This window comes from Micromonospora polyrhachis, from assembly GCF_014203835.1.
In the GTDB taxonomy this organism is placed as follows: domain Bacteria; phylum Actinomycetota; class Actinomycetes; order Mycobacteriales; family Micromonosporaceae; genus Micromonospora_H; species Micromonospora_H polyrhachis.
Map to the genome: position 1 here is coordinate 5,310,713 of NZ_JACHJW010000001.1, position 22,627 is coordinate 5,333,339.

Genomic DNA, 22,627 nt, shown 5'->3' on the forward strand with positions numbered 1-22,627 from the left:
GATCATTTCTGGTGGGGGCCGGACGCCTTGGCGTCCGGCCCCCACCTGGGGTGCCGCTGGAGGGGGACAGCAGGCACCTTCGGGCTGACCTCGGCCCGTACTCAACCGGCCCGCTCAGCCGGGCCGAGGTCAGCCGGGTGGGTCAGCCGGGTGGGGGCACCGGGACCCGGGCTAGCTGCTGCACCATCCGCACGAGCAGCACGCAGTGCGGAATCGCGATCCCCACCAGGACAGCCACCTCCACCGGTCGATGGTGGCGGAACAGTTCGGCCGCCAGCAGCACGACCGCGACCGCCGAGATCGACAGCGAGAGCACCCGATGGAACCGGCCCACCTCCGAGTGGGGCCAGTCCTCCCGTTCGGCCGGCTCCGGCGGGTCGGGCACCGCCCGACGGTAGCCGGCGAAGATCCGGGACGACCACGCGCTGGTCGACTGCCGCCCATACAACTCGAGCGCCCCCACCACGGCGAGCAGCACCAGGGCGTACCCGGCGGCGAAGCCCGCCTCGCCGCTCACGGCGCGGCCCGCCCGGCGGGTTGGGCCTCGTCGAGCGCGTCCGCGACGTCGGTGCCCCCGCCGTCGCGGTGGTCGCCGTCGTCCGGGCTACCGTCGTGGTCCGGTCCGCGGCCGTCGGGTCCGCTACCGTCCGGATCGGTACCGTCCGGGCTGGTACCACCGGCGAGCTGGCCGCCATCGGCCTCGTCGTCGGGCACGATCTCGGTGAACAGCAGCGTCTGCTCCTGCTCCTCCGGTGGGCGGGTCTTCTTGCTCCGATACCGGACGCCCTGCCAGGTCATCCAGAGCAGGGGCAGCACCCCGCCGCCGATGAACACCACGTCACCGGGCAGGCGCATCCACTCCAGGAACACGTTCGTGCCGCCCTGCAGGTAGCCGAGGCTTCGGGCGTCGGCATACCCGGCGTCGAGCACCTCGTACAGTTGCAGCGCCCCGGCGGGCAGCAGCGTGGCGAACGACATCCACGCCAGGCCCAGGTTGAGCGACCAGAAGGAGATCGCCGCCAGCCGGTCGGACCAGCGTTCCTCGGGGATGAAGTAGCGCAGCGCGAACATGGCGAAGCCGACGGCCAGCATGCCGTACACGCCCATCATCGCGGCGTGTGCGTGGTTGGCGGTCAGACCGGTACCCATCTCGTAGTACGAGACGATCGGCAGGTTGATCAGGAAGCCGAACACACCGGCACCGAGGAAGTTCCAGAACCCGACCGCGGCCAGGAACATCACCGCCCAGCGGTGCGGGAACGGCGTCTTCGACGGGCTGTGCCGCCGGGCACCGAGTTGCAGGAAGCCCCACGCCTCGACGGTCAGGAACAGCAGCGGCACCACCTCGAGGGCCGAGAAGACGGAACCGAGGGCGAGGTGCTCGGCCGGCTCACCCGAGAAGTACAGGTGGTGCATGGTGCCGATGACGCCGCCGGCGCCGTACAGGACGATGTCCAGGTAGATCACCGCCAGGGCGACCCGCTCGCGCACCACACCGAGCAGCACGAACAGGTAGGCGACGGTGGCCGTGGTGAACAACTCCATGAAGTCCTCGACCCACAGATGCACCACGATGAACCGCCAGAAGTCGGCGGTGACGAAGCTGGAGTCGGTGTCGGCCAGCAGCCCCACGGCATAGAACGCGGGCAGGGCGAGGGCGGCGAGGAAGAACAGCCACGGCATGTTGGCCATGTGCTCGGTGCGCAGGCGCTTGCGCAGCCCACGGAACAGGATCCCCACCCAGATGACCATGCCCAGGGTGAGTAGCACCTGCCAGAACCGGCCGAGGTCGAGGTATTCCCAGCCCTGGTTACCGAAGTACTTCCACAGCGGCCCCAGCCAACCGCGCATGCCGGCGAACTCGCCGATCAGGCTGCCGACGACGACCACGACGAGCGCGCCGAGCAGCAGCCGGGTCAGCAACGCCTGGCGGCGAGGCTCCCAGCCCCGGCTGATCAGCGGTGCCAGGAAGATCGCGATCGCGAGGAAGGAGGTGACCACCCAGAAGATCGACAGCTGGACGTGCCAGGTGCGGGTCAGGTTGTAGGGCAGCCATTCGTCGAGCGGGAAGCCGAAGAACGACTCCAGGTCCGCCCGGTAGTGCTGGGTGGCGGAACCGAGCAGGGTCTGGGCCAGGAAGAGCCCGGACATGATGAGGAAGAACCAGGCGGTGGCCCGCTGCCCCGGGGTCAGCTTCACGTCGCGAGGGGCGTGGAAGCGCAGCTGCCGCTGGTCACGACCGTGCCAGCCGAGGAAGTTCCAGCGGCCGAAGGCGGCGAAGAGCGCGCCGACACCGACCAGCAGGAAGATCAACGACAGTACGCTCCACACCACGGTGTGCCCGGTTGGCTCGTTCTTCACCAGCGGCTCGGCCGGCCAGTTGTTGGTGTAGGAGTAGCTCTCGCCGGGTCGGTCGGCTGCGGATGTCCACGCCGACCAGCCAAAGTACGCGGTCAGCTGGTGGATCTCGGTGGGATCGGTGATCGCGTTGGGCCGTAGGCCCTGCTTGCCGTCGGGTGAGCCGAGCAGTGCGGCGTAGTGGGGGATCAGCTGCCGGAACGCCACTGCCTGAGCGTCGCTCCACTGGAGTGTGCCGGTCTTCTCGTCGTACCGGTTGATCCGGTAGTCGTCGACGGTACGCGCGTGGCCGGCCTCGGCACCGCCGTACTGGTCCTGCACGATGGTGGCGGAGCGGTGCAGGTAGTCCGCGGTGAAGTCGGGGCCCAGGTACGCGCCGTGCCCGTAGATGGAGCCGTACTGCATCAGGCCGTTGCGCAGGAACACCTCCTGTCCCTGCTTGATGTCCTCGCCGGTGAACAGGACAGTTCCGTCGGCGCTGACCACCCGGTCGGGGATCGGCGGTTGCGCCTGGTAGGTGCGGATCGCCAGGTATCCGAGGACGAAGAAGCCGGCGAGGGTGACCAGGATGGCCGCCTGCACCCAGCCTCGGGCGATGAGGCGGGGTCGCTTGCCTTTGGCAGAGCCGGCCGCTGGTGTGGTGGGTTCCGGGGAACCCCCCTGTCGCGGCGCGGTATCCGATAACGCCATTCGTCCTCCTTGGCGTACGCGGGCCGCGGGTGTTGTCTGCGCGGCCCGAGTTTCAGCGGGCGGCCGTAGAGTACGATGATTTGTAGTAATAACAAACTGAGTTGTGACAACTCTCATTGTGGACGGTCGGCTCGGGTCGACCGAGGGTCGTCGTGTGCTGGCCGAGGCGCCTGGCGAGGCGGCCGGGGCGCGCGGATGACGGGGGAGGGCTCGGGATTAGGGTCACAGTGGCCCGACGGTTGTTTTCACAAACTTGTGTCGTATAAATGAGACGGGTGCCGGCTAGCGGGCCGCACCACCGGGGTCCGTCCAGGTCGACGGATCCGGACAGCAGCAAGGAGACCCGTCATGACCACCGAGGACCGACAGCTCGACGTCCGCACCGAGGCCCCCGCCCGGCGCCACGACCTGATCTTCAGCACCTACGCCGCACTGGGCGCGGGGGAGGCGTTCGTGCTCGTCAACGACCATGACCCGAAGCCGCTCCACTACCAGTTCGCGGCCGAGCACGCGGGTCAGTTCAGCTGGGACTACCTGGAGTCGGGGCCGAGCACCTGGCGGGTGCGGATCGGGCGTCCCGACTCGGTCGACGGCGATTGACATTCTCTCCGCCCTGTAGGGGGGATTCCCTCCACGCCGTGTGTGGAACACGCGGCGTCCGGGTGGGTTACCGCTTCACGGCGCGGTGCCGGGACGAGTCCCGGTCTTACCCGTGCTCCACGGTCGTTTGAGTTGTCCGCCTGCCCGGCGGCCAACACGTTGATGGCGGCGTTGACGTCCCGGTCGTGGGCTGCCCCACAAGGGCAGTCCCACGACGGGACGTTCAGGGTCAACCTGCCGGACTCGAGGTCATCAGGCAGTCCCGCGAGAATGCGAGGCGCCTAGCCAGCTCACTCCGGCTCAGGCCCCTGTCCTCGCGGGCCGCCCTGACGACCGCCACGACATCCTTCAGCTTGCGCGCGGCAAGCGCGGGCATCATCCACCTCCGCCGCCGGAACATCCCCGCACAGCAACCTGCGCGGATGTTCCACAACGTACGGACTGGGGTGTTTCCTCCCCCTCCTGGTCAGCTTGCGGCCGCGGGTTCCCGTAGCCGGGACAGGGGCGGCATCGCGGTGGCACCACCCCTGGTTTCGCAGGCGAGTGAGCCCGCGCGGATGGCGAACGCGACGACGTCGCGCCACTGCTCCTCGGTTGCGGGAAGGCCACCGGTAAGGAGGGCGAAGTTCAGCGCGGCCATGGTCGCGTCCCCAGCGCCGGTGGCGTCGATCGCGTTGACGGGCGGGGGAGTAACCGAGAACTCGGCACCGGCGACGAAACCGAGCGCGCCCCGCGCGCCGAGGGTCACCACCACGGCTCCCGCGCCGAGGCTGAGCAGGTGCTTCGCCGCGGCGGTGGCGTCGAGGCCGAAGAGCAGTCGCGCGTCCGGTTCGCTGAGCTTCACGAGGTCGGCGGTGGACGCGAACCACTCGACGGTCGCCCGCAGCGGCGTGGGGTCGTCGAGCAGGTCGGGCCGTACGTTCGGGTCAATGGTGCGCAACGGGCCCGGGGTCGCCCATGCGGCCTTCGCTGCGGCCAGGGTCGTCGGCTGCAGCAGGGCGATCGACCCGCAGTAGAGCGTCCCGGCCCCGGCGATCACGTCGAGGTCCACCGGATCGAGTAACCCGTACGAGGGCGGGTTGCCGTAGAAGGCGAACTCCGGCTCCGCCCCGTGCAGGCTCGTCACCGCGAGTGTGGTCGGCACGTCGACGCTGACGCAGCCGCTGTGATCGACGCCCTGCTCGGTGAGTAGAGCGCGGATCCGGTCGCCGAACGCGTCGGAGCCGAGCGAACCGACGAACCTGGCCTCGGCTCCGAGCCGCGCGATCCCGCAGGCCACATTGAGGGGCGCGCCGCCGACCATCGGCCGGAAGACCCGCTCGCCCGCGACCTCGACCTCGAAGAGATCGACCAGCGCCTCACCCAGAACCACCGCGTACGGCATCACCGCAAGTCTCCGATCAGTGCATTCGTGCCACCGTGCTGGAGCACAGCGTTTGCGAGCCGCTTCCTCGTCAGCCAGTCGTTCGCCTTTGGGTCTGCTCTCATCGTGACTCCGCTCTTTGCTGACGTGGCGTCTTGCCATAGGTCCGGAGGAACTGCCGGTTGAAGTTGGACAGATTTGAGTAGCCGACCGTCGTCGCAATCGTCGTGATCGGCTTGTCGGTGCTCTTCAGCAGGTGGCAGGCGTGTGTCAGACGCAACTGGCGCACCATGTCGGTGAACCTCTGGCCGCTGCGCGCCTTGAAGTACCGAGAGAACGCCGAGTCGCTCATCGTCGCGATCCTGGCGGCGTCGTGGAGTCGCACGCCGGTGGCGAGGTTCTCGAATATGTAGTCGATCGCGCGGCTCATCGGTTCGGAGGGACCTCCGTCGTCGAGCTGGGGCACCCAGGCTCGTACGACGGGCGTCGCGTCCTTGAGTGACGCCTCGGCGAGGATGCGCAGGAGGTCCAGGGCCCGGACAACCCGCTCCGCGCCCTCGGCGGCGTCTCGGATCGCGAGGAGCGCCTCCGTGGCGCGGGTGCGGGCCGTGCCGTGGAACTCGATTCCCCGACCGGAGCGCCGGAGGAGAGAGTCGAGCACCCGCAGCTCCGGCATCGCCGCCTGGCATGCCCTTATCCAGCCGTCGGTGAAGTGGAGCACGGCGTGGGCGTCCGTCAGGTGCTCGTCGGGTTCCCGGTCGGCGATCCAGGAGTGCGGCAGATTCGGCCCGATCAGCATGAGCTGACCGGGAACGTAGGACCCGATGGCGTCGCCGAGGACGAAGCGGCCCGATGACCTGAGGATCAGATGCACCTCGTACTCGGGGTGGTAGTTCCACGAGGCGAACGGGTGTGGCTCGTCGTGCACGTAGAACCGGAACGACGAGGTGCCATCCAGCGTGATCACTTCGCGGGATGCGGGACGACGGAGCTTCGCCTTGGCGATGGTTGCGGTGCTATTTTCGGACATTTGGCCTATTCCGTCCGGTGTCCTGGTCCCCTCTGGCGCGATGGCACCGATCCAGCCGTCGAGGCCCGCAAGAAAGTACCAGAACTCGGTTTGCGAGGTCATACCCTGGCCGGCTCGTCCGCTGGAGAGTAGTGCCCAGCCCGAGAAAGGAACGGGACCAGGGTCGAAAGCCCTGGTGGTGCGAGGGACAGAAGGCGGAGCGGTGGGAACGAGCGCGACGATGCGTCAGGTGCGGGTGGCGGGGCTGAACGACGTGACGGTCGTCGACTCGCCGGTCCCGGAGGCTGGACCAGACCAGGTGCGAGTGGCGGTGACCTATGCGGGCATCTGCGGCTCGGACACGCACGCCATCGCGGGTCATCACCCGTTCCTGCACCCGCCCTACCTGCCCGGGCATGAGCTGTGCGGCGTCGTCGACCGCGTCGGCGCGGGCGCTGACCCCTCCCTCGTCGGCAAGCGGGTCGTCGTCAGGCCGAACGTCGAGTGCGGCGAGTGCGTCAACTGCCGGGCTGGCCGCATCAACGCCTGTCAGCAGCTTGCCTGGATCGGGTGTGACTCCTCGGGCAAGCTCGCCGGTGGCATGGCCGCCTACGTCGTCGCCCCGGCGCGCAATATCATCCCGGTGCCCGACGAGGTCTCGGACCTCGACGCCGCGCTGGTCGAGTGCCTCGCCACGCCCGTGCACGCGGCCCGGATCGCCGGCGACCTGCGCGGCGCGAACGTCACCGTTCTCGGTGCCGGCACGGTGGGGATCCTCTGCGTCGTCGCGGCCCGGGCGGCGGGTGCCGCCACCATCGTCGTCACCGACCTCGAGCCCGCCAAGCGCGAGCGAGCACTGAAGCTCGGTGCCGACGCGGCCGTGGACGCCGCCGACCCGCAGTTCGCCATGGCGGTCCGCCGGGCGTACGACGGCGGGCACGCGGACGTGGTGTTCGACTGCGTTGCCACGGAGGTGTCGATCCGTCAGGCATTCGACGTGCTGCGACGCGCGGGGACGCTGCTCGTTGTCGGTGTGCCGCCACGTGCGGGAAGCGTGCCACTGCCGGAGGTGCAGGACTGGGAGATGCGCATCCAGGGCTGCGCCAACTACACCGCGGCGGACATGCAGACCGCGATCGCGATCGCCGCGGCCGGGGGACTTCCCAGCGAACAGATCGTCAGCACGGTCTTCGCGGTCGAGGAGGCCGCCGCGGCCTTCGTCGCCGCGGCCAACGGCAGCGTAGGCAAGATCCTCGTGACGCCACGTAGTGACCTCGGGACACACCGGGGATAGGAGTCGGCCGCCGTCACCGTGTTGGACACCGTGACGGCGGCATCCAACGGCGACAAGACGGCCCCGGGATCGATCCATAACCGGAGAGGGTAGGCCGCCTGACACCGCTGTCATGACTGGGCCCCCCAACGTGCCGGGTGCGAGTCAAGGCAATATCTCAGTTCAGCATCGGTGCTTTTGCTGCGGCATACGGTCGACTACTGTTCCGGCCGTGACACCGTTGTCAATCCAGCGCTCGGGTCCCGTCACGACGACCGGGGTTGCGCGGGCGACGAGACCCGGGGTCAGGGACGCCCGGCGGTTTCGGGATCGGTCCGGATTTCGAGGAAGAGGTGGTGAGTAGTGCTCGGCTACGTGATCCGGCGTCTGGTGCTCGCCGTCTTCGTGCTCTGGGGCGTGGCCACCGCGGTCTTCGTCATCGTCCGGCTCGTCCCGGCTGACCCGGCCCTGCTCATCGCCGGCTCTGACGCGTCCCCCGAGCAGCTCGCCACACTGCGCCAGAAAATGGGCCTCGACGAATCGATACTCGTGCAGTACGGGAAGTTCCTCGGCGGTGCCGTGACCGGCGACTTTGGTGATTCGTACCAGCAGAGGGTCCCGGCGATGGACCTGATCGGGCAGGTGCTGCCCAACACCGCCCTCTTGGCAGTCCTGGCGTGTGCCCTCGCCCTGGTGCTCAGCTTCCCCCTCGGGCTGTTGGCCTCGCTGCGGGTGAACGGTCTGGTCGACCGGACCGTGACCACCGGGTCGCTGTTCACCCAGGCGCTGCCCAACTTCTGGATCGGCGTCGTACTGCTGCTGGTCTTCTCGCGGAAGCTGAAGTGGCTGCCCAGCGTGGGCCTCGACAGCTGGAAAAACCTGATCCTGCCCACGATCGTGCTGGCGCTGCCGTTCGTCTCGGTCCTGACCCGGATGATCCGCAACGGTCTGCTCGAGGTGATGGGCGAGGGCTACATCCAGACCGCGCGGGCGAAGGGCCTCTCGGAACGGATCGTGATCTTCCCGCATGCCATCCGGAACGCGGCGATCCCCGTGGTCACGATCGTGGGTCTGCAGTTCGGCACGCTGCTCGGCGGTGCGGCCGTTACCGAGACCGTGTTCACGTTTCCGGGGATCGGCCGGCTCCTCGTGATGTCCCTCCAGGGGCGGGACTACAACGTCGCGCAGGCCTGTGTCCTCGTGATCGCAGCCGTCTTTGTGCTCATCAACCTCGTAGTGGACCTGACCTACGGGTTCCTCGACCCACGAGTGAGGCTCGCAAAGTGACCGCACCCGCACCCGCACCCGCCGTCAACGCGACGATGCGGCGCGCCCGCCGGGCCCGCCGGGGCGTCACCGTCCGCATCGTCGTGCCCTTGGTCGTCATCGGCCTGATCGTGGTCGGCGCCATTGTGGTTCCGCTCGTCTACCAGTACGACCCGCTGCAGGCGGACCTCCTGTCCCGGCTGAAGCCACCGGGGACGGTGACGTCGGAGGGCGGCACCGCGATCCTGGGTACCGACCAGATCGGCTCGGACCTCTTCGCGCAGATCATGGCCGGCGCTCGGGTCTCGCTCCTCGTCGGTGTGGCGACGCTCGTCATCTCCGGCATCGTCGGGGTGCTGCTGGGATTGCTCGCCGGACACTTTGGTGGCTGGCTCGACGCGGCGCTCATGCGCATCGCGGACATCCAGCTCGCGTTCCCCTCCATCCTGCTGGCGATCCTCGTCGCCTCGGTGCTCGGCCAGGGCGTCGGGAACATCATCATCGTCTTGTCGATCTCGAACTGGGTCGTGTTCGCCCGGGTGGCCCGTAGCCAGGTCCTCGGACTGAAGAGCCGGGAGTACGTCGAGGCGGCCCGCACCCTGGGTGCCGGCAACTGGCACCTGATGTTCCGTACGCTGCTGCCGGGCTGTATGGCGCCCGTCATCGTGGTGGCGACCACCCAGTTCGCCCAGGTCATCCTCACCGAGGCGTCGCTGTCGTTCCTCGGTGTGGGCGTGCCGCTCGGCACCCCGAGCCTGGGCAGCACCATCTACAACGGCACGCAGTACCTGTCGACCGCCTGGTGGATCTCGACCCTTCCCGGCATCGTGCTGGTCATCCTCATGCTGGCCTTCGGGATCCTCGGCGACGCCCTGCGTGACAAGTTCGATCCCCGGCTGCGGAGCGCATGATGACGAAGACACCACCGGGCACCGCCCCGTCCGCCGCGCCCACGGACGCGCCACTGCTGAGCGTGCAGGACCTGACGGTGGAGTTCTCCACCGCGGCGGGGGTGGCCCGCGCACTGCACAACGTCAGCTTCGACGTCCGGGCCGGCGAGACGCTCGCCGTCCTCGGCGAGTCCGGCTGCGGCAAGTCGACCATCGCCCAGTCGATCATGGCGCTGCTGCCGAAGCCCGCCGGCTCGATCGTCGGTGGCAAGATCCTCTACGGCGGACGCGACCTGGCTGCCGAGCGCGTCCCCGCGGTGCGCGAACTGTGCGGCACGGAGATCGCCATGATCTTCCAGGACCCGCTCAGCTCGCTGAACCCGGTGTTCCGCGTGGGCGCCCAGCTCGCGGAGCCGTTCCGGCGCCGCCGCGGAATGGGCCGCCGGGAGGCCTGGGCGAAGAGCCTGGAACTGCTCAAGCGCGTCGGCATCCCCGATGCGGAGACCCGGATCCGCGACTACCCACATCAGTTCTCCGGGGGTCAGCGGCAACGGATCATGATTGCGATGGCGATCGCGCTCGGGCCGAAGCTGCTCATCGCGGACGAGCCGACGACGGCGCTGGACGTCACCGTCCAGAAGCAGGTCCTGTCGCTCCTCGCCGACCTCCAGGCAGAGACCGGCATGGCGATGATCCTGATCAGCCACGACCTCGGAGTGGTCGCCGACGTGGCCACTCGTGCGGCCATCATGTACGCCGGTCGGATCGTGGAGACGGGCACGGTGCGGGACATGTACGACCACCCGGCGCACCCGTACACCAAGGGTCTGCTCGAGTCGATCCCGAGCCAGACGAGCATCGGGGGACGGCTGAAGCCCATCGTCGGGTCGCCGCCGAACCTCCTGGCCCTGCCGAGCGGTTGCGCCTTCAACCCACGGTGCCCGTTCGCGGCCGACCTGTGCCGGGAGCAGGTGCCGGCCCTGCGCACCCCGACGACGTGGCCAGCCGGCCACGAGGCGGCGTGCCACTTCTCCGAGGAGGTGCTGACTCATGGCTGAGACCGAATCCGCTCCGCTGCTGCGCGTCGCGCACCTGAAGGTCGCCTACCCGATCCGGTCGTCGCTGCTCCAGCGGCAGATCAGTGCGAACGTCGCCGTCAGCGACGTGACCTTCGACATCAACCCGGGCGAGACGGTCGGTCTCGTCGGCGAGTCGGGTTCCGGCAAGTCGACGGTCGCGCGCGCCGTGATCGGCCTGGTGAAGCCGGACGACGGCGTGATCGAGTTCGAAGGGCGGAACATCACTGGCTACTCCCGAAAGCAGTTGAAGCCCGTCCGACGCGACATGCAGATGGTCTTCCAGGACCCGTACGCCTCGCTGAACCCTCGGCTGACGGTCCGCGACCTGATCGCCGAGGGATGGCGGGTGCACCGCGACATCGTGCCGCACGACCAGTGGACGGCCGAGGTCAAGAAGCTGATGGATCGGGTCGGACTCAACCCCGACTACTCGGATCGCTATCCCCACCAGTTCTCCGGCGGTCAGCGACAGCGCATCGGGATTGCCCGAGCGCTCGCCCTGCGGCCCAAAGTGATCATCTGTGACGAGCCGGTCTCCGCGCTCGACGTGTCCGTCCAGGCACAGGTGCTGAACCTGCTGGACGACCTGCAGGAAGAACTCGGGCTGGCCTACCTCTTCATCTCGCACGACCTGTCCGTCATCGAACACCTCTGCGACCGCGTACTCGTCCTGCACCACGGCCACGTCGTGGAACAGGGCAATGCGCGCGAGATCTTCGAACACCCCCGACACGACTACACCAAAGCACTACTGGCCGCCGTGCCAGTCGTGCGCCCATGGCTGGAGCAGGCCGACGAAGGCCGTCACCCCACCGGTGAACCCGCAGCCTAGGTCGGGCAGAAGTAAAGGCATATTTACGAAGGAGAAGCAATGGTGCGCTCCCGTAAGGGACTGGCGGGGCTCGCTGCGGCGGCCACCGCCCTCGCCTTGGCGCTCGCCGGCTGCGGCAGCGGCGGCAGCGGCGACGGTACGTCCGGCACGCGGCTGTCGGACGATCAGCAGAACCTGACGTACGTCCTGAACTATGGATGCACAAGCCTCGACCCCACCGAGAACTTCGACAACTGCCGTATGCAGATGAGCACCAACGTGTTCGACACGCTGGTGACACTTGACAGCAAGTCACAGCCTCAGCCGAAGCTGGCGAGTTCCTGGACGTGGACGGACCCGACCACGCTGCAGTTCAAGCTCCGCACGGGGGTGACCTTCAGCGACGGCACGCCGTTCACCTCCGCCGACGTCAAGGCCACCTTCGACCGCTACATCGCCATGAAGTCGGTGCTCGCCACGCAGTTGGCGGTCGTCTCGTCCTACACCGCGGACGACCCGACGACCTTCACCATCCGCACCAGTGCTCCGACCGGCACGCTGCTGGGCGTCCTCTCGATGATCTTCATCGGCCAGGAGGCGCACGCCAGCGAGGACAGCTACTGGGCCAAGCCGATCGGCACCGGGCCGTTCGTCATCAGCGACTTCGTCGCGAACGACCACATCACGCTGACCCGGAACGACACCTACTGGGGCACCAAGGCGAACCTCAAGACGCTGACGTTCAAGGTGGTCACCGACACGAACGCCAGGATCACGGCGCTGGCCAACGGCGGGGCGCAGGTGGTCGCCGGCGTGACCAACGACCAGATCCCGACGGTACGCGAGATGTCGGACGTGACCTTCTCGCAGATCCCCAGCTACACGTACACGTTCCTGTGGTTCCAGAACAACCGTGCCCCGTTCAACGACGTCAAGGTGCGTAAGGCCCTGTGGCAGGCGCTCGACCAGGAGAAGATCGTCAAGGCGCTCCTGGGCGAGACAGCGGACACGATGACCGCGCTCTGCCCCTCCGCGGCCTTCGGCTGTGTGTCGCCCACGAACGCCCCGAAGCACGACCCGGAGGGCGCGAAGAAGCTGCTCGCCGAGGCGGGCTACCCGAACGGGTTCAGCACCACCATCGACTACAGCGTCGCGAACACGGGCTACGACCAGATCATCGCGGCGATGATCTCCGACTGGAAGGCCATCGGCGTCACCGTCGCCCCGAAGTCGGACGACCAGGCGACCTTCCTGAAGAACATCGCCAGCCCCGGCGACTTCGACATGATCGTGAACTCGAACCTGACCACCACCGGTGACGCGGACTTCACCCTGAACCGCCTGTACCCGTGCAGCGCGAAGCGCCTCGGCTACTGCAATGCGGAACTGGACGCGCTGCTGGCCAAGGCCCGCCAGACGACCGACCTGGAGCAGCGCAAGCCGCTGTACCAGCAGATCGCCAACATCCTGGCCGAGGACGTGCCCGGCATCGGGCTGTTCGAGAACAACATCAACGTGGCGGCCAAGAAGACGGTGCAGGGCCTGAACCTCACACCGACGGAGAACTACGACTGGAGCACGGTCTACCTGACCAGTTAGTCCGAGCCGGGTGGGCGTGGGGGCGAGCACACCCGCCACCGTCCCCACGCCCACATGGCCGCAGTCTCCAACTGTCCCGCAGTCAGATCCTGAACGTGGAGCCCCTCGATGCAGAAATTCCTCAGCTACGACCGCGGCCTCGAGCGCTTCAATCCGCTCGCTCGCGTCATCACATACGACGACTTCGACACCGGGTTCAACGGCTGGTTGGACCTGACACCGAACTACGTCTACGACAACTACGAGTCGTTCCCCAGCGTCGTGGACCTTTCGAGTTGGGCACCGAACCAGCTCAGCTCGGGGGCGATGCGGTTCGCCTCGTCGCATGGCTCGATGGAGGGCACCTACTCCCTCAAGCTCACGACGGCACCGACCGGACGGGCACACACCGAACCGCCGGCGCCGGGCTCGATGGGGCACGCCATCAAGCGGCTCTCGAGTTTCGGTAACCCGAGCCTGATCCAGATCGAGGCCTGGTACTCGTACACACCCGTACAGGACCGTGAGGGCAAGGGCGAGGAGGACATCCGCGCGATCGGCTTCTTCTTCGACGTGCAGGATCCCGAGTACCGGTACATGCCCGGCGTGCGTTACGTGAACTCGCTCGGCGGCCAACTCGTCAAGAAGTGGCAGTTCTACCAGGTAGGCCCGGATGTGACGCCGGAGGACTGGAACTTCGGTGTCGCCGACGGCTGGTGCGTCCCCGGGATCGACAACCAGTGGTACGGCCGGCGGTTCGCCGACGGCTCCGCCGACGGGTACCAGTGGGTGCCGGGGGGCGAGCAGGACCTGCTCTACAACGAGAGCCCCGACAAGATCAACTGGCTCTACCTGCGGTTGACGGTGGACGTCGAGAAGCGCGAGTACGTCGAACTGCAGAGCATGGACAAGGTCTTCGATCTGCGCGGAATCTCGCCCACCCTCGTGCCGGGCTACCACTCGATCGACAACCTCATCAACCCTGTCTTCTTCGTCGAGACCGACACGAACCGCTCCGTCAATCTCTACATCGACTCCGTCGTGTACTCGACCGAGTGATGCAGGGTCCGGACCGTCACCTCTGAGAGACAGGAAAAATGCAGACAACCAACACATCGGTTCTCGCCCGGCGGGTGAGGATCTCCGACGATTTCGCGACGCTCGCCTACGAGGCAGGTTGGGCGACCGAAGCGGTGTTCTTCGTGCAGACCGAGGGCGACCATCCCGACCTCACCGTCGCGGTGGAGGTTTCGCCGGACGGCGTCAACTGGATCCGTCGGGCGGGCGCGACACTCCCTGCCTCGCAGTCGCTCGTGGACGTGCCCGTGGCGTCGTTCGGCAACTGGTTGCGGGTCGTCATCACCGGTGCGACGAGCGAGCAGCCCGCGCGGGTGCTCGTGCACGTGAATCTCAAGGGCTGAGCAGGGCGCGGAACATGGCGGCGACCACGCCGCCATGTTCCGCCCCGCATCAATGGAGCGAAGAGTGTTCATCACCGAACCACCCCGGGACGTTCCGGTCGTCGGCAGCTATGACGTCGTCGTGTGTGGCGGCGGCCCCGCGGGCCTCACCGCCGCCGTGGCAGCGGCGCGCAACGGTGCCAGGACGTTGCTGATCGAGCGGTACGGCTTCATCGGCGGCATGTCGACCAGCGCGCTGGTCACTCCGATCAGCGAGTTCCGCCACAACGGCAAACAACACATCGGCGGCATCCCCTTCGAACTCCTGCGGAACGCGGCCGAGCTGGGCGGCGCCGACGTCTCACGCGACAGCGGGAACTACCCGATCAACGACGAGATCCTGAAGCTCGCGGCGCAGCGGCTCCTGCTCGACAGTGGCGTGACGCTGCTCTACCACTCCTGGGTGTCCGGCTGCATCACGAACGACGGCCGCGTCACCCACGTCATCGTGGAGAACAAGGCGGGACGGGTCGCCTACGAGGGCAAGGTGGTCGTCGACTGCACGGGTGACGCCGACATCGTGCGGGCCGCCGGCTTCGAGACCGTCAAGGGTGACGTGCTGCAGCCCGCCTCCCTGTGGTTCCAGCTCGGTGGCGTGGACACCGACGCGCTGTCCCCGCTCTTCGAGGACGCCGTCGACGGCGTCCTGCCGGTCTCCGACGTGATCCGGGGCAGACTCGCCGAGCTCAACGCACAGGGAAAGATCCCGGTCTTCGGTGGCCCGTGGATCAACGGGTTCTTCCACGACGGCATGGTCAGCATCAACCTGTTGCGGGAGGCCACCGACGCCAGCGACCCCGAGTGGTTCACCCGCACCGAATGCAGCCTGCGCGAGAACCTGCACCTGATCATCGAGGTCATGCGCGAGAACTTCCCGGAGTTCAAGGACTGCTGGCTGGCGAAGTCGGGCATCCAGACGGGCGTACGCGAGACCTATCACATCGTGGGCATGTACCAACTCACGAAGGACGACGTCCTCAATCCCAAGGCGTTCCCCGACACGATCGCCAAGGGCGCGCACGTCATCGACATCCACCAGAACGACAGCAACGACCAGAACGAGCTGGAGCTCCCCAGGCAGGAGTACAACGTCCCCCTCAGGTGTCTTGTGCCCCGGGGCAGCATCAACCTCATCACCGCTGGGCGGTGTCTCTCCGCCGACGGGCCCGGATTCGGCTCGGTGCGCGTGATGGCGACCTGCATGGCGATGGGGCAGGGGGCCGGCACCGCGGCGGCCCTCGGTGTGGAGAAGGGCTACCGCATGTCGGACGTGGACTTCGGCGTGCTCCGGCAGCGGCTCATCGACCAGGGTGCAGTCGTCGACTTCGACAACGTGAACCAGGGAGTGAGGTAGCGGTGAAACGTCTGGGGAGGTCCGTGCTGGGCCTGCTGCCGGACAACGTCGCCGTGCCGCAGTACGGCGACCAGGACGTACGGGTCGGGATCGTGCACTTCGGGGTGGGCAACTTCCACCGAGCGCACCAGGCCATGTATCTCGACCGGCTGATGAACGTCGGGCTGGCCCGGGACTGGGCGATCTGTGGGGTGGGCCTGCTGGAGGGCGATGCGCGGATGCGCGACGCCCTGCGGGGGCAGGACGGTCTCTACACCCTGACCCTGCGCCACCCCGACGGTACCGACGAGATCTCGGTCATCGGCTCGATCGCCCGCTTCCTGTACGCCCCGGAGCAGCCCGAGGCGGTGCTGGAACAGTTGGTCTGCCCCGACGTGCGCATCGTCTCGCTGACCATCACCGAAGGCGGGTACGTCGCTGACCCGATCAACGGCAGGAACCCCGAGGACGACCCGCTCGTCGCGGCGGAGGTCGCCGGCGGTCTGGCGCAGCCGCGTACCGCGTTCGGCTGGATCGTCGCGGCGCTGCGCGAACGGCGGGCCCGGGGCATCGCCCCATTCACGGTGCTGTCCTGCGACAACATCCCCGGCAACGGGCAGGTGAGCCGGCTCTCCGTGGAAGGTGTCGCGCGCCTGGTCGACCCGCAGCTGGCGGAGTGGATCGCCGCCGAGGTCGCCTTCCCCGCCACGATGGTCGACCGCATCACCCCGGTCACCGCGCCGGCCGACCTCGACCGCGTCCGGGAGACGCTCGGGGTCGAGGACGCCTGGCCGGTGGCCAGCGAACCGTTCGCCCAGTGGGTCGTCGAGGACCACTTCCCGAACGGGCGCCCGCCCCTGGAGCAGGTCGGCGTCACCCTCACCGGCGACGTCGAGCCGTACGAGGCGATCAAGCTGCGGCTGCTCAACGGCGCGCACCAGGCGATGGCCTACCTCGGGCAGCTGGCCGGCTTCACCTATGTGGACGAGGCCTGCGCCGACCCGCGGTTCGCTGGCTTCGTGCGCGCGTACATCGAGCGCGAGGGGGTGCCGACCCTCACCGTGCCTGACGGCTTCGACCTGCCCGGCTACATCGAGCAGCTCTTCGAACGTTTCGGCAACCCACAGGTGCGCGACCCGCTCGCGCGGCTCTCCGTGGACACCTCCAACCGCATCCCCAAGTTCCTGCTGCCCGTCGTGGCGGACCGGCTCGCCGCCGGTTCGTCCTGCCCGGTCGGCGCGGCCGTGATCGCGGCCTGGCGGGCCGGCTGCCGGTTGGCGGCGCAGGGACGCTTCACCCTCGACGACGCGGACGCCACGTTGCTGGTCGCCGCCGCCAGCGGCGACCAGCGCGACTTCCTCACGCAGGTTCCCACCCTCGCCCCGTTCGCCGCGAACCCGGGTTTCGTCGCCGCCTTCGAACGCGCCGCCGACCTCCTCGATCGCGGCGGCCCGGACGCGCTGATCGACGGCATCGAGTAAGGCGGTTGTCATGCACAAGGTAATCTCGTTCGAGCGCGGGCTCAGCAGGTTCAAGCCCCTGGAGAACGTCGTCGTCTACGACGACTTCGACCTCGGCTTCAACGGCTGGCTCGACCTGACGCCCAACTTCGTCGGTCCCGGGTTCCAGCAACAGTCGTCGCGGCTCGACCTCGGCTCCTGGGGTCCGGCCCAACTCAGTGCCGCACCGATGCGCTTCGCCGCCTCGCACGGCTCCATGGAGGGCACGTACTCGCTGAAGCTTCCCACCCGGGCGGCTGCCGGCCCGTACGAGCAGCCGCCGATCGCCGGCAGCATGAGCACCGCGATCAAGCGGCTGTCGCTCAACGACCCGGACGCGCGGTACGTGCAACTTGAGGCGTGGTACAGCTACACGCCGCACCAGGACCGCGAGGGCCTCGGCGAGGAGGACATCCGCGCCTTCGGGATGTGGTTCGACATCCAGGACGGGGAGCACCGCTGGCAGCCCGGGGTCCGGTACGTGAATTCCGTCAACGGCGAGCTGGTCAAGAAGTGGCAGTACTGGCAGGTCTCCGACGGCGTCACCCGGGAGCAGTGGACCGGGCTGGAGCACGGGTGGGAGCAGGTCGGGATCGATGCCCTCTGGTGCGGTCGTCGCTACGGTGACGGCTCCGCCGACGGCTTCCAGTGGATCCCGGGTGGTGCGCAGCAACTCGTCTACAACGAGAGCCCGGACAAGCTGAACTGGATGTACATGCGGCTGACCGTTGACGTCGTCGCTCGCGAGTATGTCGAGTTCCAGAGCGTCGACAAGGTCTTCGACCTGCGCGGGCTCAAGGCCACCCTGTCGCCCAAGTACGCCGGCATCACCCAGCTCATCAATCCCGTGTTCTACATCGAGGCGGGAGCGGACCGGATCGTGAACATGTACATCGACTCGGTCGTCTACTCGACCGGTGCCACTTTTCCCGCGAAGCGAGGAGCGGTCTGATGCTCACCTCCGCCACCACGCTCGTCGAGCGACGCACGGTGCTCACGGGCGACTTCGGAACGCATCCCTACGAGGCGGGGTGGGCCACCGAGGCGCTGTTCTACGTGCGGACCGAGGGGCCCCATCCCACGCTGACCATTCAAGCGCAGGTCTCACCCGACGGCGTGGAGTGGCTGGACCGCGGTGCGCGGCTGACCCTGCCAAGCGACCGCTCGCTGATCGACGTGGAACTGTACGGGTTCGGCACGTGGATCCGCCTTTTCATCACCGGGTCCACGTCCGAGCAGCCGACGACTCTGTTGGTGCATCTGGCGCTCAAGGGCTGACCGGCTCATCCGGAGCAGGGCTGAGGCGTGCGATGCGACTGACCGTCGACCGTTCAATCCGCCATGCTGGCAACGGTATCAGCGAGCCCGTGCTTGCCATGCTTGTGGCCGTGCTTGCCACGTCCGAGGCCGTACTTGCCACGTCCGAGGCCACGCTTGCCATGTCCGAGGCCGCCGCCGCTAATATGGACTGTCGCATCCGGAGATCGATGTTGCGATTCCATGAGTGAATCTATGAGGAGACAGGCATCGATGTCAAACCGACTCGAGGCGCCCCGCTACGCGACGATGCGCGAAGTCGCGGCGCTGGCGGGAGTCGGCGTGAAGACGGTGTCGCGAGTGCTCAACGGCGAGCCGAACGTTTCCGATCAACTGAGGGAGCGCGTCAATCGCGCGGCCGCCGCTCTCAACTATGAGCTCAACGTCTACGCCGGAGGCCTGCGGCGCGCAGGCGCGCGCACCAATGCGATCGGGCTGATGCTGGAGAGCGTCGACAATCCTTTCTCCGCCGCGATCCATCGAGGCGTCGAGACCGTGATGCGCCGACACTCGATCGTCGTGCTCGCGGAGAGCTTCGACGAGGACCCGGGCCGGGAGCGAACCGTCGTCAAGGATTTCCTGCGACGGCGCGTCGACGGCCTCATCCTCACCACCGTCTCCCGCGATCAGGCATACCTCTCGGCCGAGGTCGCCCGAGGCACGTCGATCGTCTTCGTCGACCGCCCCGCCGTGTCCGTCGCCTTCGACTCGGTCGTCTCCTGCAACTTCGACGGTGCGCTCATCGCGACCCGCCACATGCTGCAACACGGCCATCGGCGGCTCGCTTTCATCGGCGGCAACCAGCAGATCTGGACGCTCCGTGAACGGCGACGCGGCTTCCTCGACGAGCTCGACCGCTGGAACATCGAATGCCCACCGGCCCACGACGTCACGGGCCTACTCGGCGAGGAAGAGGCGCGGCTCGCGGCGCACGCCATGCTCGACGCCCCCGATCCGCCGACGGCGATCTTCCCGACGCAGAACCGCCTGGTCGTCGGCGTCGTGCGTGCGCTGCATGAGCGTGGCGTTCAGCACCGGGTGGCGATGGTCGGGTTCGACGATGTCGAGCTTCTCGACCTGCTCGATCCGGGCGTGACCGTCGTTGCCCAGAACCCACATCGCCTGGGCGAGCTCGCGGCCGAGCGTCTACTCGCACGAATGGCGCGCAAGCCGCTCGAACTGGAGACGCTCAGGGTCCCGACGACGCTCGTCACGCGCGGGTCGGGGGAGATTCCGGGCCCCCACGCCGCCGAGGTGGTGAACATACCTCGCCCCATGGGGAAGGCAGGTCGACCGAGCGGCGCGTGACGCGGGCACCGCAACCGTGCCGCCGGGGACGCGTGAGAGCTATCCGAATGAGGTTACGTCCGCGACTACCAGGGGCGCGACGTCCGCATCGGGCGCTGCGGTTGCCGCCCCCACGCTGCGACCGACGCGTCGTCGACCTCGCCCATGAACGGATCAGACGTCGGCCCGTACTCGGCGAGCTGGTCCTGGGCTAGCCAGCCAGTGTGGGGAGGCGGCGTTCGACGATCGGTAGCACCTCGGCCACGGTGACCGGGCGATCCAGTTCGGCGGTGAGCGAGGTGACGCCGGCGTCCCGGATCCCGCACGGGACGATCCGGTCGAAGGCAGTCAGGTCGCAGTCGCAGTTGATGGAGAAGCCGTGCTGGGTGACGCCTCGGGCGACCCGGATGCCGATCGCGGCGACCTTGCGGGCCGGTCCCCGGTCGTCCTCCGGCACCCAGACCCCGCTGCGACCCTCGACCCGTCCGGCGGCCAGGCCCAGCTCGGCGCAGACGTCGATCAGCAACTGTTCCGTCCGGCGGACGTAGGCGACGACGTCGACCGGCTGTCCGCTGTCCGCCCCGGGGAGCTTCATGATCGGGTAGCCGACCAACTGCCCCGGTCCGTGCCAGGTGATCTTGCCGCCCCGGTCGACGTCGACCACCGGGGTGCCGTCCATCGGCCGGTCCCACGGCTCGGTGCGCTTGCCCGCCGTGTAGACGCTCGGGTGCTCCAACAGCAGCACGGTGTCGGGTCGTTCCCCAGCCACCACCGCCGCGTGCAGGTTGCGCTGTTCGTCCCACGCGGCCTGATATTCGACAACCCCGAGTCGTACGGCCGCCAAGCCGGAAATCGTACTGGTCACGACGCCCAGCCTAGCCCTGTTCGCCGAGTCGGACGCCGGTGACGGCGGTCACCGGTGGCCGTGCCGCAGGTCAGCGGTCGCGTCGGCGGTCGGTGGCCTGGGTCAGGCGGGCGGCACGCGCCAGAGCCAGACGTCCTCGACCCGTTCCGGCGGGCCGAACAGCTCGGTCGCGGTCTGCCGCAGCGCCTCGGTGTGGACCGGGAACTTCGCGCCGTGCACCTGGTCGGCGAGGACGACCACCTCGACCCGCCAGTAGCGCAGGTCGGCGCGGGCCTCGGCCCGGTCGGCGTTGGTGATGGTCGGCACGATTCCGGTCTCGGCCGCGCGTAGCAGCACCGCGTCGGTGTAGCGGGGCACCGGGCCGATCCTGCCGCGGCCGTCCGGCCCGCCCGGCCCGAGGAAGAAGCCGGACGGGATGGCGAACTCACCCTGTCGATGGGAGAGGGCGTACGCCTGCCAGCGTTGCCCGTCCGGCGTCACGTCGAGGGTGAGCGGCAGTGGCGTCAGCACCCCGCCCGGGGAGACGTACTCCCGCCAGGTGCCGGAGGTGATGAACCTCGGGATCGGCTCCCGCTCGACGGTCAGCAGCGGGGTGGGCAGCAGGGGGATCAGGGCCAGCGCGAACGCCGCCGCCCAGCCGAGGCGTACCGGACGGCGCTGCGGCCGGTTGGCGACGAGCTGGTCCACCGCGTACGCCAGGAGTAGCCCGACGAGCGGTGCCACGACCAACGCGAGCCGGGAGGGGAGCGCGGCATTGACCACCGGCAGCTTCCCGAGCAGGGCGTACGGCAGTGGCACGTCGGTGTGCTCGCCGAAGATCTTCATGCGTGGTCCCCAGGACAGCACGGTGAAGGTCAGCGCGGTGACGCCCAGCGCGCGGAGCGTGGCGCGTCGGCCGGCGTCGGCGTGCCGCCACAGCAGGACGAAGCAGCCGATGGTGAGCAGCAGCAGTGGAATGCCGAGGAAGGAGTTCTCCTCGGTCGGATTGGGCGCCAGCGAAGTGTCCCACCCGAGCGCACCGGCCAGTGACCGTTGCGGGAACGCGCCGTAGGCGGCGATGTCCTCGGCGTGGATGATCGGGTCGAAGCCGGTGCCGTGGAACCGTTGCGGCCCGAAGAAGTGCAGCCACAGCGGGTACGACAGCAGCACGAAGGCGGTGGCGCCGGCGATGCCGAGGCCCCGCAGGAAGTCGGGTAGGGCGGCCCGGACCTCGGCGCGCCGGGACGGGGTGAGTGCCCAGACGCCGCAGAACACCCCGAGGGCCAGGGCGGTGAAGAAGAGCCCTTCGGCGGCGATGGAGAAGGCGACGGCGATGAGTACGCCGAGCACGAGCCCGTTGCGCAGCCAGCGCCCCGGTTGCCGCAGCCGCAGCACCCACCAGACGAGGATCGGCACCAGCCACCCGGCGGACCAGTTCAGGTGGGCGTTGGCGTGCGACACCATGCCGGGCGCGAAGCCGATGAAGAGGCCGCCGATCAGGGCGGCCAGTGGGCTGCGCAGCAGGTGCCGGGAGAGCAGCCAGTACCAGGCGAGCGCGGTGGCGGCGAGGTTGAGCGTGAGGATCACCAGGAAGGTGGCGGGCGGGCCGATCAGGTAGGTCAGCGGGGCGAACACCACGGCGTACACGGTGATCGAGGTGTTGACCGCGAGGTTGACCCCGTCCGGGACGTTCATCAGGTAGGTCAACAGCGGGTTCTCGCCGTGGGTGAGGGCGTGCGCGCCGAATGCCAGTAGCCACTCGAAGAGGGCCTGGTCGCTGGAGTTCACGGTGATCGCCCGCTGGTTCGGCGCGCCCCACAGTCCACTGGTCACCCAGACCGCGAGGGCCAACGCGGTGACCACGGCGATCAGGTCGAGCCGACGGTTCCGCCGGGGGGCGGGCGGGGCGCTCGACGATTCCGGTGACGGTTTGGCGAGCGGGGGCGGCGGGATCGGCACGGCCGGAGGTT

20 protein-coding genes are annotated in these 22,627 nt (G+C 68.3%); 14 read left to right on the forward strand and 6 right to left on the reverse strand.

Translation table 11 applies throughout. The annotated features are described in order from the left end of the window. Positions 1 to 142 precede the first annotated feature (142 nt). Together FHR38_RS23530 and FHR38_RS23535 are read right to left on the reverse strand one after the other, a co-directional pair. Positions 143 to 517, reverse strand: coding sequence for a hypothetical protein (locus FHR38_RS23530; protein WP_184536705.1), 375 nt, complete (start codon positions 515 to 517; stop codon positions 143 to 145). After that, the gene (locus tag FHR38_RS23535) at positions 514 to 3,048 is read right to left on the reverse strand and encodes a nitric-oxide reductase large subunit (RefSeq protein ID WP_184536706.1); all 2,535 of its coding nucleotides are present in this window, start codon (positions 3,046 to 3,048) and stop codon (positions 514 to 516) included. Before FHR38_RS23535 ends, FHR38_RS23530 begins: the two co-directional genes overlap by 4 nt. Before the next feature lie 348 nt (positions 3,049 to 3,396). On the opposite strand from FHR38_RS23535, the gene FHR38_RS23540 reads away from it, so the two are divergent. After that, entirely contained in the window at positions 3,397 to 3,648 is a 252-nt protein-coding gene (locus FHR38_RS23540) for a DUF2249 domain-containing protein (RefSeq protein ID WP_184536707.1), read from the forward strand. A 466-nt stretch (positions 3,649 to 4,114) separates the two neighbouring features. Here FHR38_RS23540 and FHR38_RS23550 read toward each other — a convergent pair whose 3' ends face one another. Beyond that, positions 4,115 to 5,032 (reverse strand): carbohydrate kinase family protein, encoded by a 918-nt coding sequence (locus tag FHR38_RS23550; protein ID WP_184536708.1) that lies wholly within the window; start codon positions 5,030 to 5,032, stop codon positions 4,115 to 4,117. A gap of 100 nt (positions 5,033 to 5,132) precedes the next feature. Continuing rightward, positions 5,133 to 6,041, reverse strand: coding sequence for an AraC family transcriptional regulator (locus tag FHR38_RS23555; protein WP_184536709.1), 909 nt, complete (start codon positions 6,039 to 6,041; stop codon positions 5,133 to 5,135). Positions 6,042 to 6,243: 202 nt separating this feature from the next. Between FHR38_RS23555 and FHR38_RS23560 the strand changes: the two genes are divergently transcribed. The 13 genes from FHR38_RS23560 (at position 6,244) to FHR38_RS23620 (ending at position 19,834) form a co-directional block, all read left to right on the forward strand. Continuing rightward, a complete protein-coding gene (locus FHR38_RS23560; protein WP_184536710.1) occupies positions 6,244 to 7,314 on the forward strand; it encodes a zinc-dependent alcohol dehydrogenase in 1,071 nt (356 codons plus the stop codon). 342 nt (positions 7,315 to 7,656) lie between these two features. Then, positions 7,657 to 8,580, forward strand: coding sequence for an ABC transporter permease (locus FHR38_RS23565; RefSeq protein WP_184536711.1), 924 nt, complete (start codon positions 7,657 to 7,659; stop codon positions 8,578 to 8,580). Then, a complete protein-coding gene (locus FHR38_RS33310) occupies positions 8,577 to 9,470 on the forward strand; it encodes an ABC transporter permease (protein ID WP_221449153.1) in 894 nt (297 codons plus the stop codon). The genes FHR38_RS23565 and FHR38_RS33310 overlap by 4 nt, the downstream gene beginning before the upstream one ends. Next, a complete protein-coding gene (locus FHR38_RS23575) occupies positions 9,467 to 10,507 on the forward strand; it encodes an ABC transporter ATP-binding protein (protein WP_184536712.1) in 1,041 nt (346 codons plus the stop codon). The genes FHR38_RS33310 and FHR38_RS23575 overlap by 4 nt, the downstream gene beginning before the upstream one ends. After that, complete coding sequence (locus tag FHR38_RS23580) at positions 10,500 to 11,360, forward strand: ABC transporter ATP-binding protein (RefSeq protein ID WP_184536713.1); 861 nt, start codon at positions 10,500 to 10,502, stop codon at positions 11,358 to 11,360. The genes FHR38_RS23575 and FHR38_RS23580 overlap by 8 nt, the downstream gene beginning before the upstream one ends. Positions 11,361 to 11,399: 39 nt before the next feature. Further along, the gene (locus tag FHR38_RS23585; RefSeq protein WP_184536714.1) at positions 11,400 to 12,938 is read left to right on the forward strand and encodes an ABC transporter substrate-binding protein; all 1,539 of its coding nucleotides are present in this window, start codon (positions 11,400 to 11,402) and stop codon (positions 12,936 to 12,938) included. 108 nt (positions 12,939 to 13,046) lie between these two features. Then, positions 13,047 to 13,976, forward strand: a complete 930-nt coding sequence (locus FHR38_RS23590; RefSeq protein WP_184536715.1) for a DUF6772 family protein — start codon at positions 13,047 to 13,049, stop codon at positions 13,974 to 13,976. Between the two features lie 74 nt (positions 13,977 to 14,050). Further along, the gene (locus tag FHR38_RS23595) at positions 14,051 to 14,338 is read left to right on the forward strand and encodes a DUF6385 domain-containing protein (RefSeq protein WP_184536716.1); all 288 of its coding nucleotides are present in this window, start codon (positions 14,051 to 14,053) and stop codon (positions 14,336 to 14,338) included. Positions 14,339 to 14,402: 64 nt separating this feature from the next. Continuing rightward, entirely contained in the window at positions 14,403 to 15,731 is a 1,329-nt protein-coding gene (locus FHR38_RS23600; protein WP_184536717.1) for an FAD-dependent oxidoreductase, read from the forward strand. Positions 15,732 to 15,733: 2 nt separating this feature from the next. Further along, the gene (locus FHR38_RS23605) at positions 15,734 to 17,191 is read left to right on the forward strand and encodes a mannitol dehydrogenase family protein (protein ID WP_221449155.1); all 1,458 of its coding nucleotides are present in this window, start codon (positions 15,734 to 15,736) and stop codon (positions 17,189 to 17,191) included. Between the two features lie 10 nt (positions 17,192 to 17,201). Then, positions 17,202 to 18,161, forward strand: coding sequence for a DUF6772 family protein (locus tag FHR38_RS23610; RefSeq protein ID WP_184536718.1), 960 nt, complete (start codon positions 17,202 to 17,204; stop codon positions 18,159 to 18,161). Further along, on the forward strand, positions 18,161 to 18,487 hold the full coding sequence (locus FHR38_RS23615) for a DUF6385 domain-containing protein (RefSeq protein ID WP_184536719.1): 327 nt from the start codon (positions 18,161 to 18,163) through the stop codon (positions 18,485 to 18,487). Before FHR38_RS23610 ends, FHR38_RS23615 begins: the two co-directional genes overlap by 1 nt. A gap of 252 nt (positions 18,488 to 18,739) precedes the next feature. Further along, positions 18,740 to 19,834, forward strand: coding sequence for a LacI family DNA-binding transcriptional regulator (locus FHR38_RS23620; protein WP_221449156.1), 1,095 nt, complete (start codon positions 18,740 to 18,742; stop codon positions 19,832 to 19,834). 190 nt (positions 19,835 to 20,024) lie between these two features. On the opposite strand, the gene lipB is transcribed toward FHR38_RS23620, so the two are convergent. Together lipB and FHR38_RS23630 are read right to left on the reverse strand one after the other, a co-directional pair. Beyond that, a complete protein-coding gene (gene lipB, locus FHR38_RS23625) occupies positions 20,025 to 20,678 on the reverse strand; it encodes a lipoyl(octanoyl) transferase LipB (protein ID WP_184536720.1) in 654 nt (217 codons plus the stop codon). 102 nt (positions 20,679 to 20,780) lie between these two features. Next, complete coding sequence (locus tag FHR38_RS23630; RefSeq protein WP_184540111.1) at positions 20,781 to 22,610, reverse strand: DUF6311 domain-containing protein; 1,830 nt, start codon at positions 22,608 to 22,610, stop codon at positions 20,781 to 20,783. Positions 22,611 to 22,627 lie beyond the last annotated feature (17 nt).

Bases quoted from the DNA above. Each gene is read 5' to 3' on its own strand.
- FHR38_RS23555 (WP_184536709.1), bottom strand. From the start codon at position 6,041: ATGTCCGAAAATAGCACCGCAACCATCGCCAAGGCGAAGCTCCGTCGT.
- FHR38_RS23575 (WP_184536712.1), top strand. From the start codon at position 9,467: ATGATGACGAAGACACCACCGGGCACCGCCCCGTCCGCCGCGCCCACG.
- FHR38_RS23590 (WP_184536715.1), top strand. From the start codon at position 13,047: ATGCAGAAATTCCTCAGCTACGACCGCGGCCTCGAGCGCTTCAATCCG.
- FHR38_RS23615 (WP_184536719.1), top strand. From the start codon at position 18,161: ATGCTCACCTCCGCCACCACGCTCGTCGAGCGACGCACGGTGCTCACG.
- FHR38_RS23540 (WP_184536707.1), top strand. From the start codon at position 3,397: ATGACCACCGAGGACCGACAGCTCGACGTCCGCACCGAGGCCCCCGCC.
- FHR38_RS23585 (WP_184536714.1), top strand. From the start codon at position 11,400: ATGGTGCGCTCCCGTAAGGGACTGGCGGGGCTCGCTGCGGCGGCCACC.
- FHR38_RS23535 (WP_184536706.1), bottom strand. From the start codon at position 3,048: ATGGCGTTATCGGATACCGCGCCGCGACAGGGGGGTTCCCCGGAACCC.
- FHR38_RS23550 (WP_184536708.1), bottom strand. From the start codon at position 5,032: ATGCCGTACGCGGTGGTTCTGGGTGAGGCGCTGGTCGATCTCTTCGAG.
- FHR38_RS23610 (WP_184536718.1), top strand. From the start codon at position 17,202: ATGCACAAGGTAATCTCGTTCGAGCGCGGGCTCAGCAGGTTCAAGCCC.
- FHR38_RS23580 (WP_184536713.1), top strand. From the start codon at position 10,500: ATGGCTGAGACCGAATCCGCTCCGCTGCTGCGCGTCGCGCACCTGAAG.
- FHR38_RS23620 (WP_221449156.1), top strand. From the start codon at position 18,740: ATGTCAAACCGACTCGAGGCGCCCCGCTACGCGACGATGCGCGAAGTC.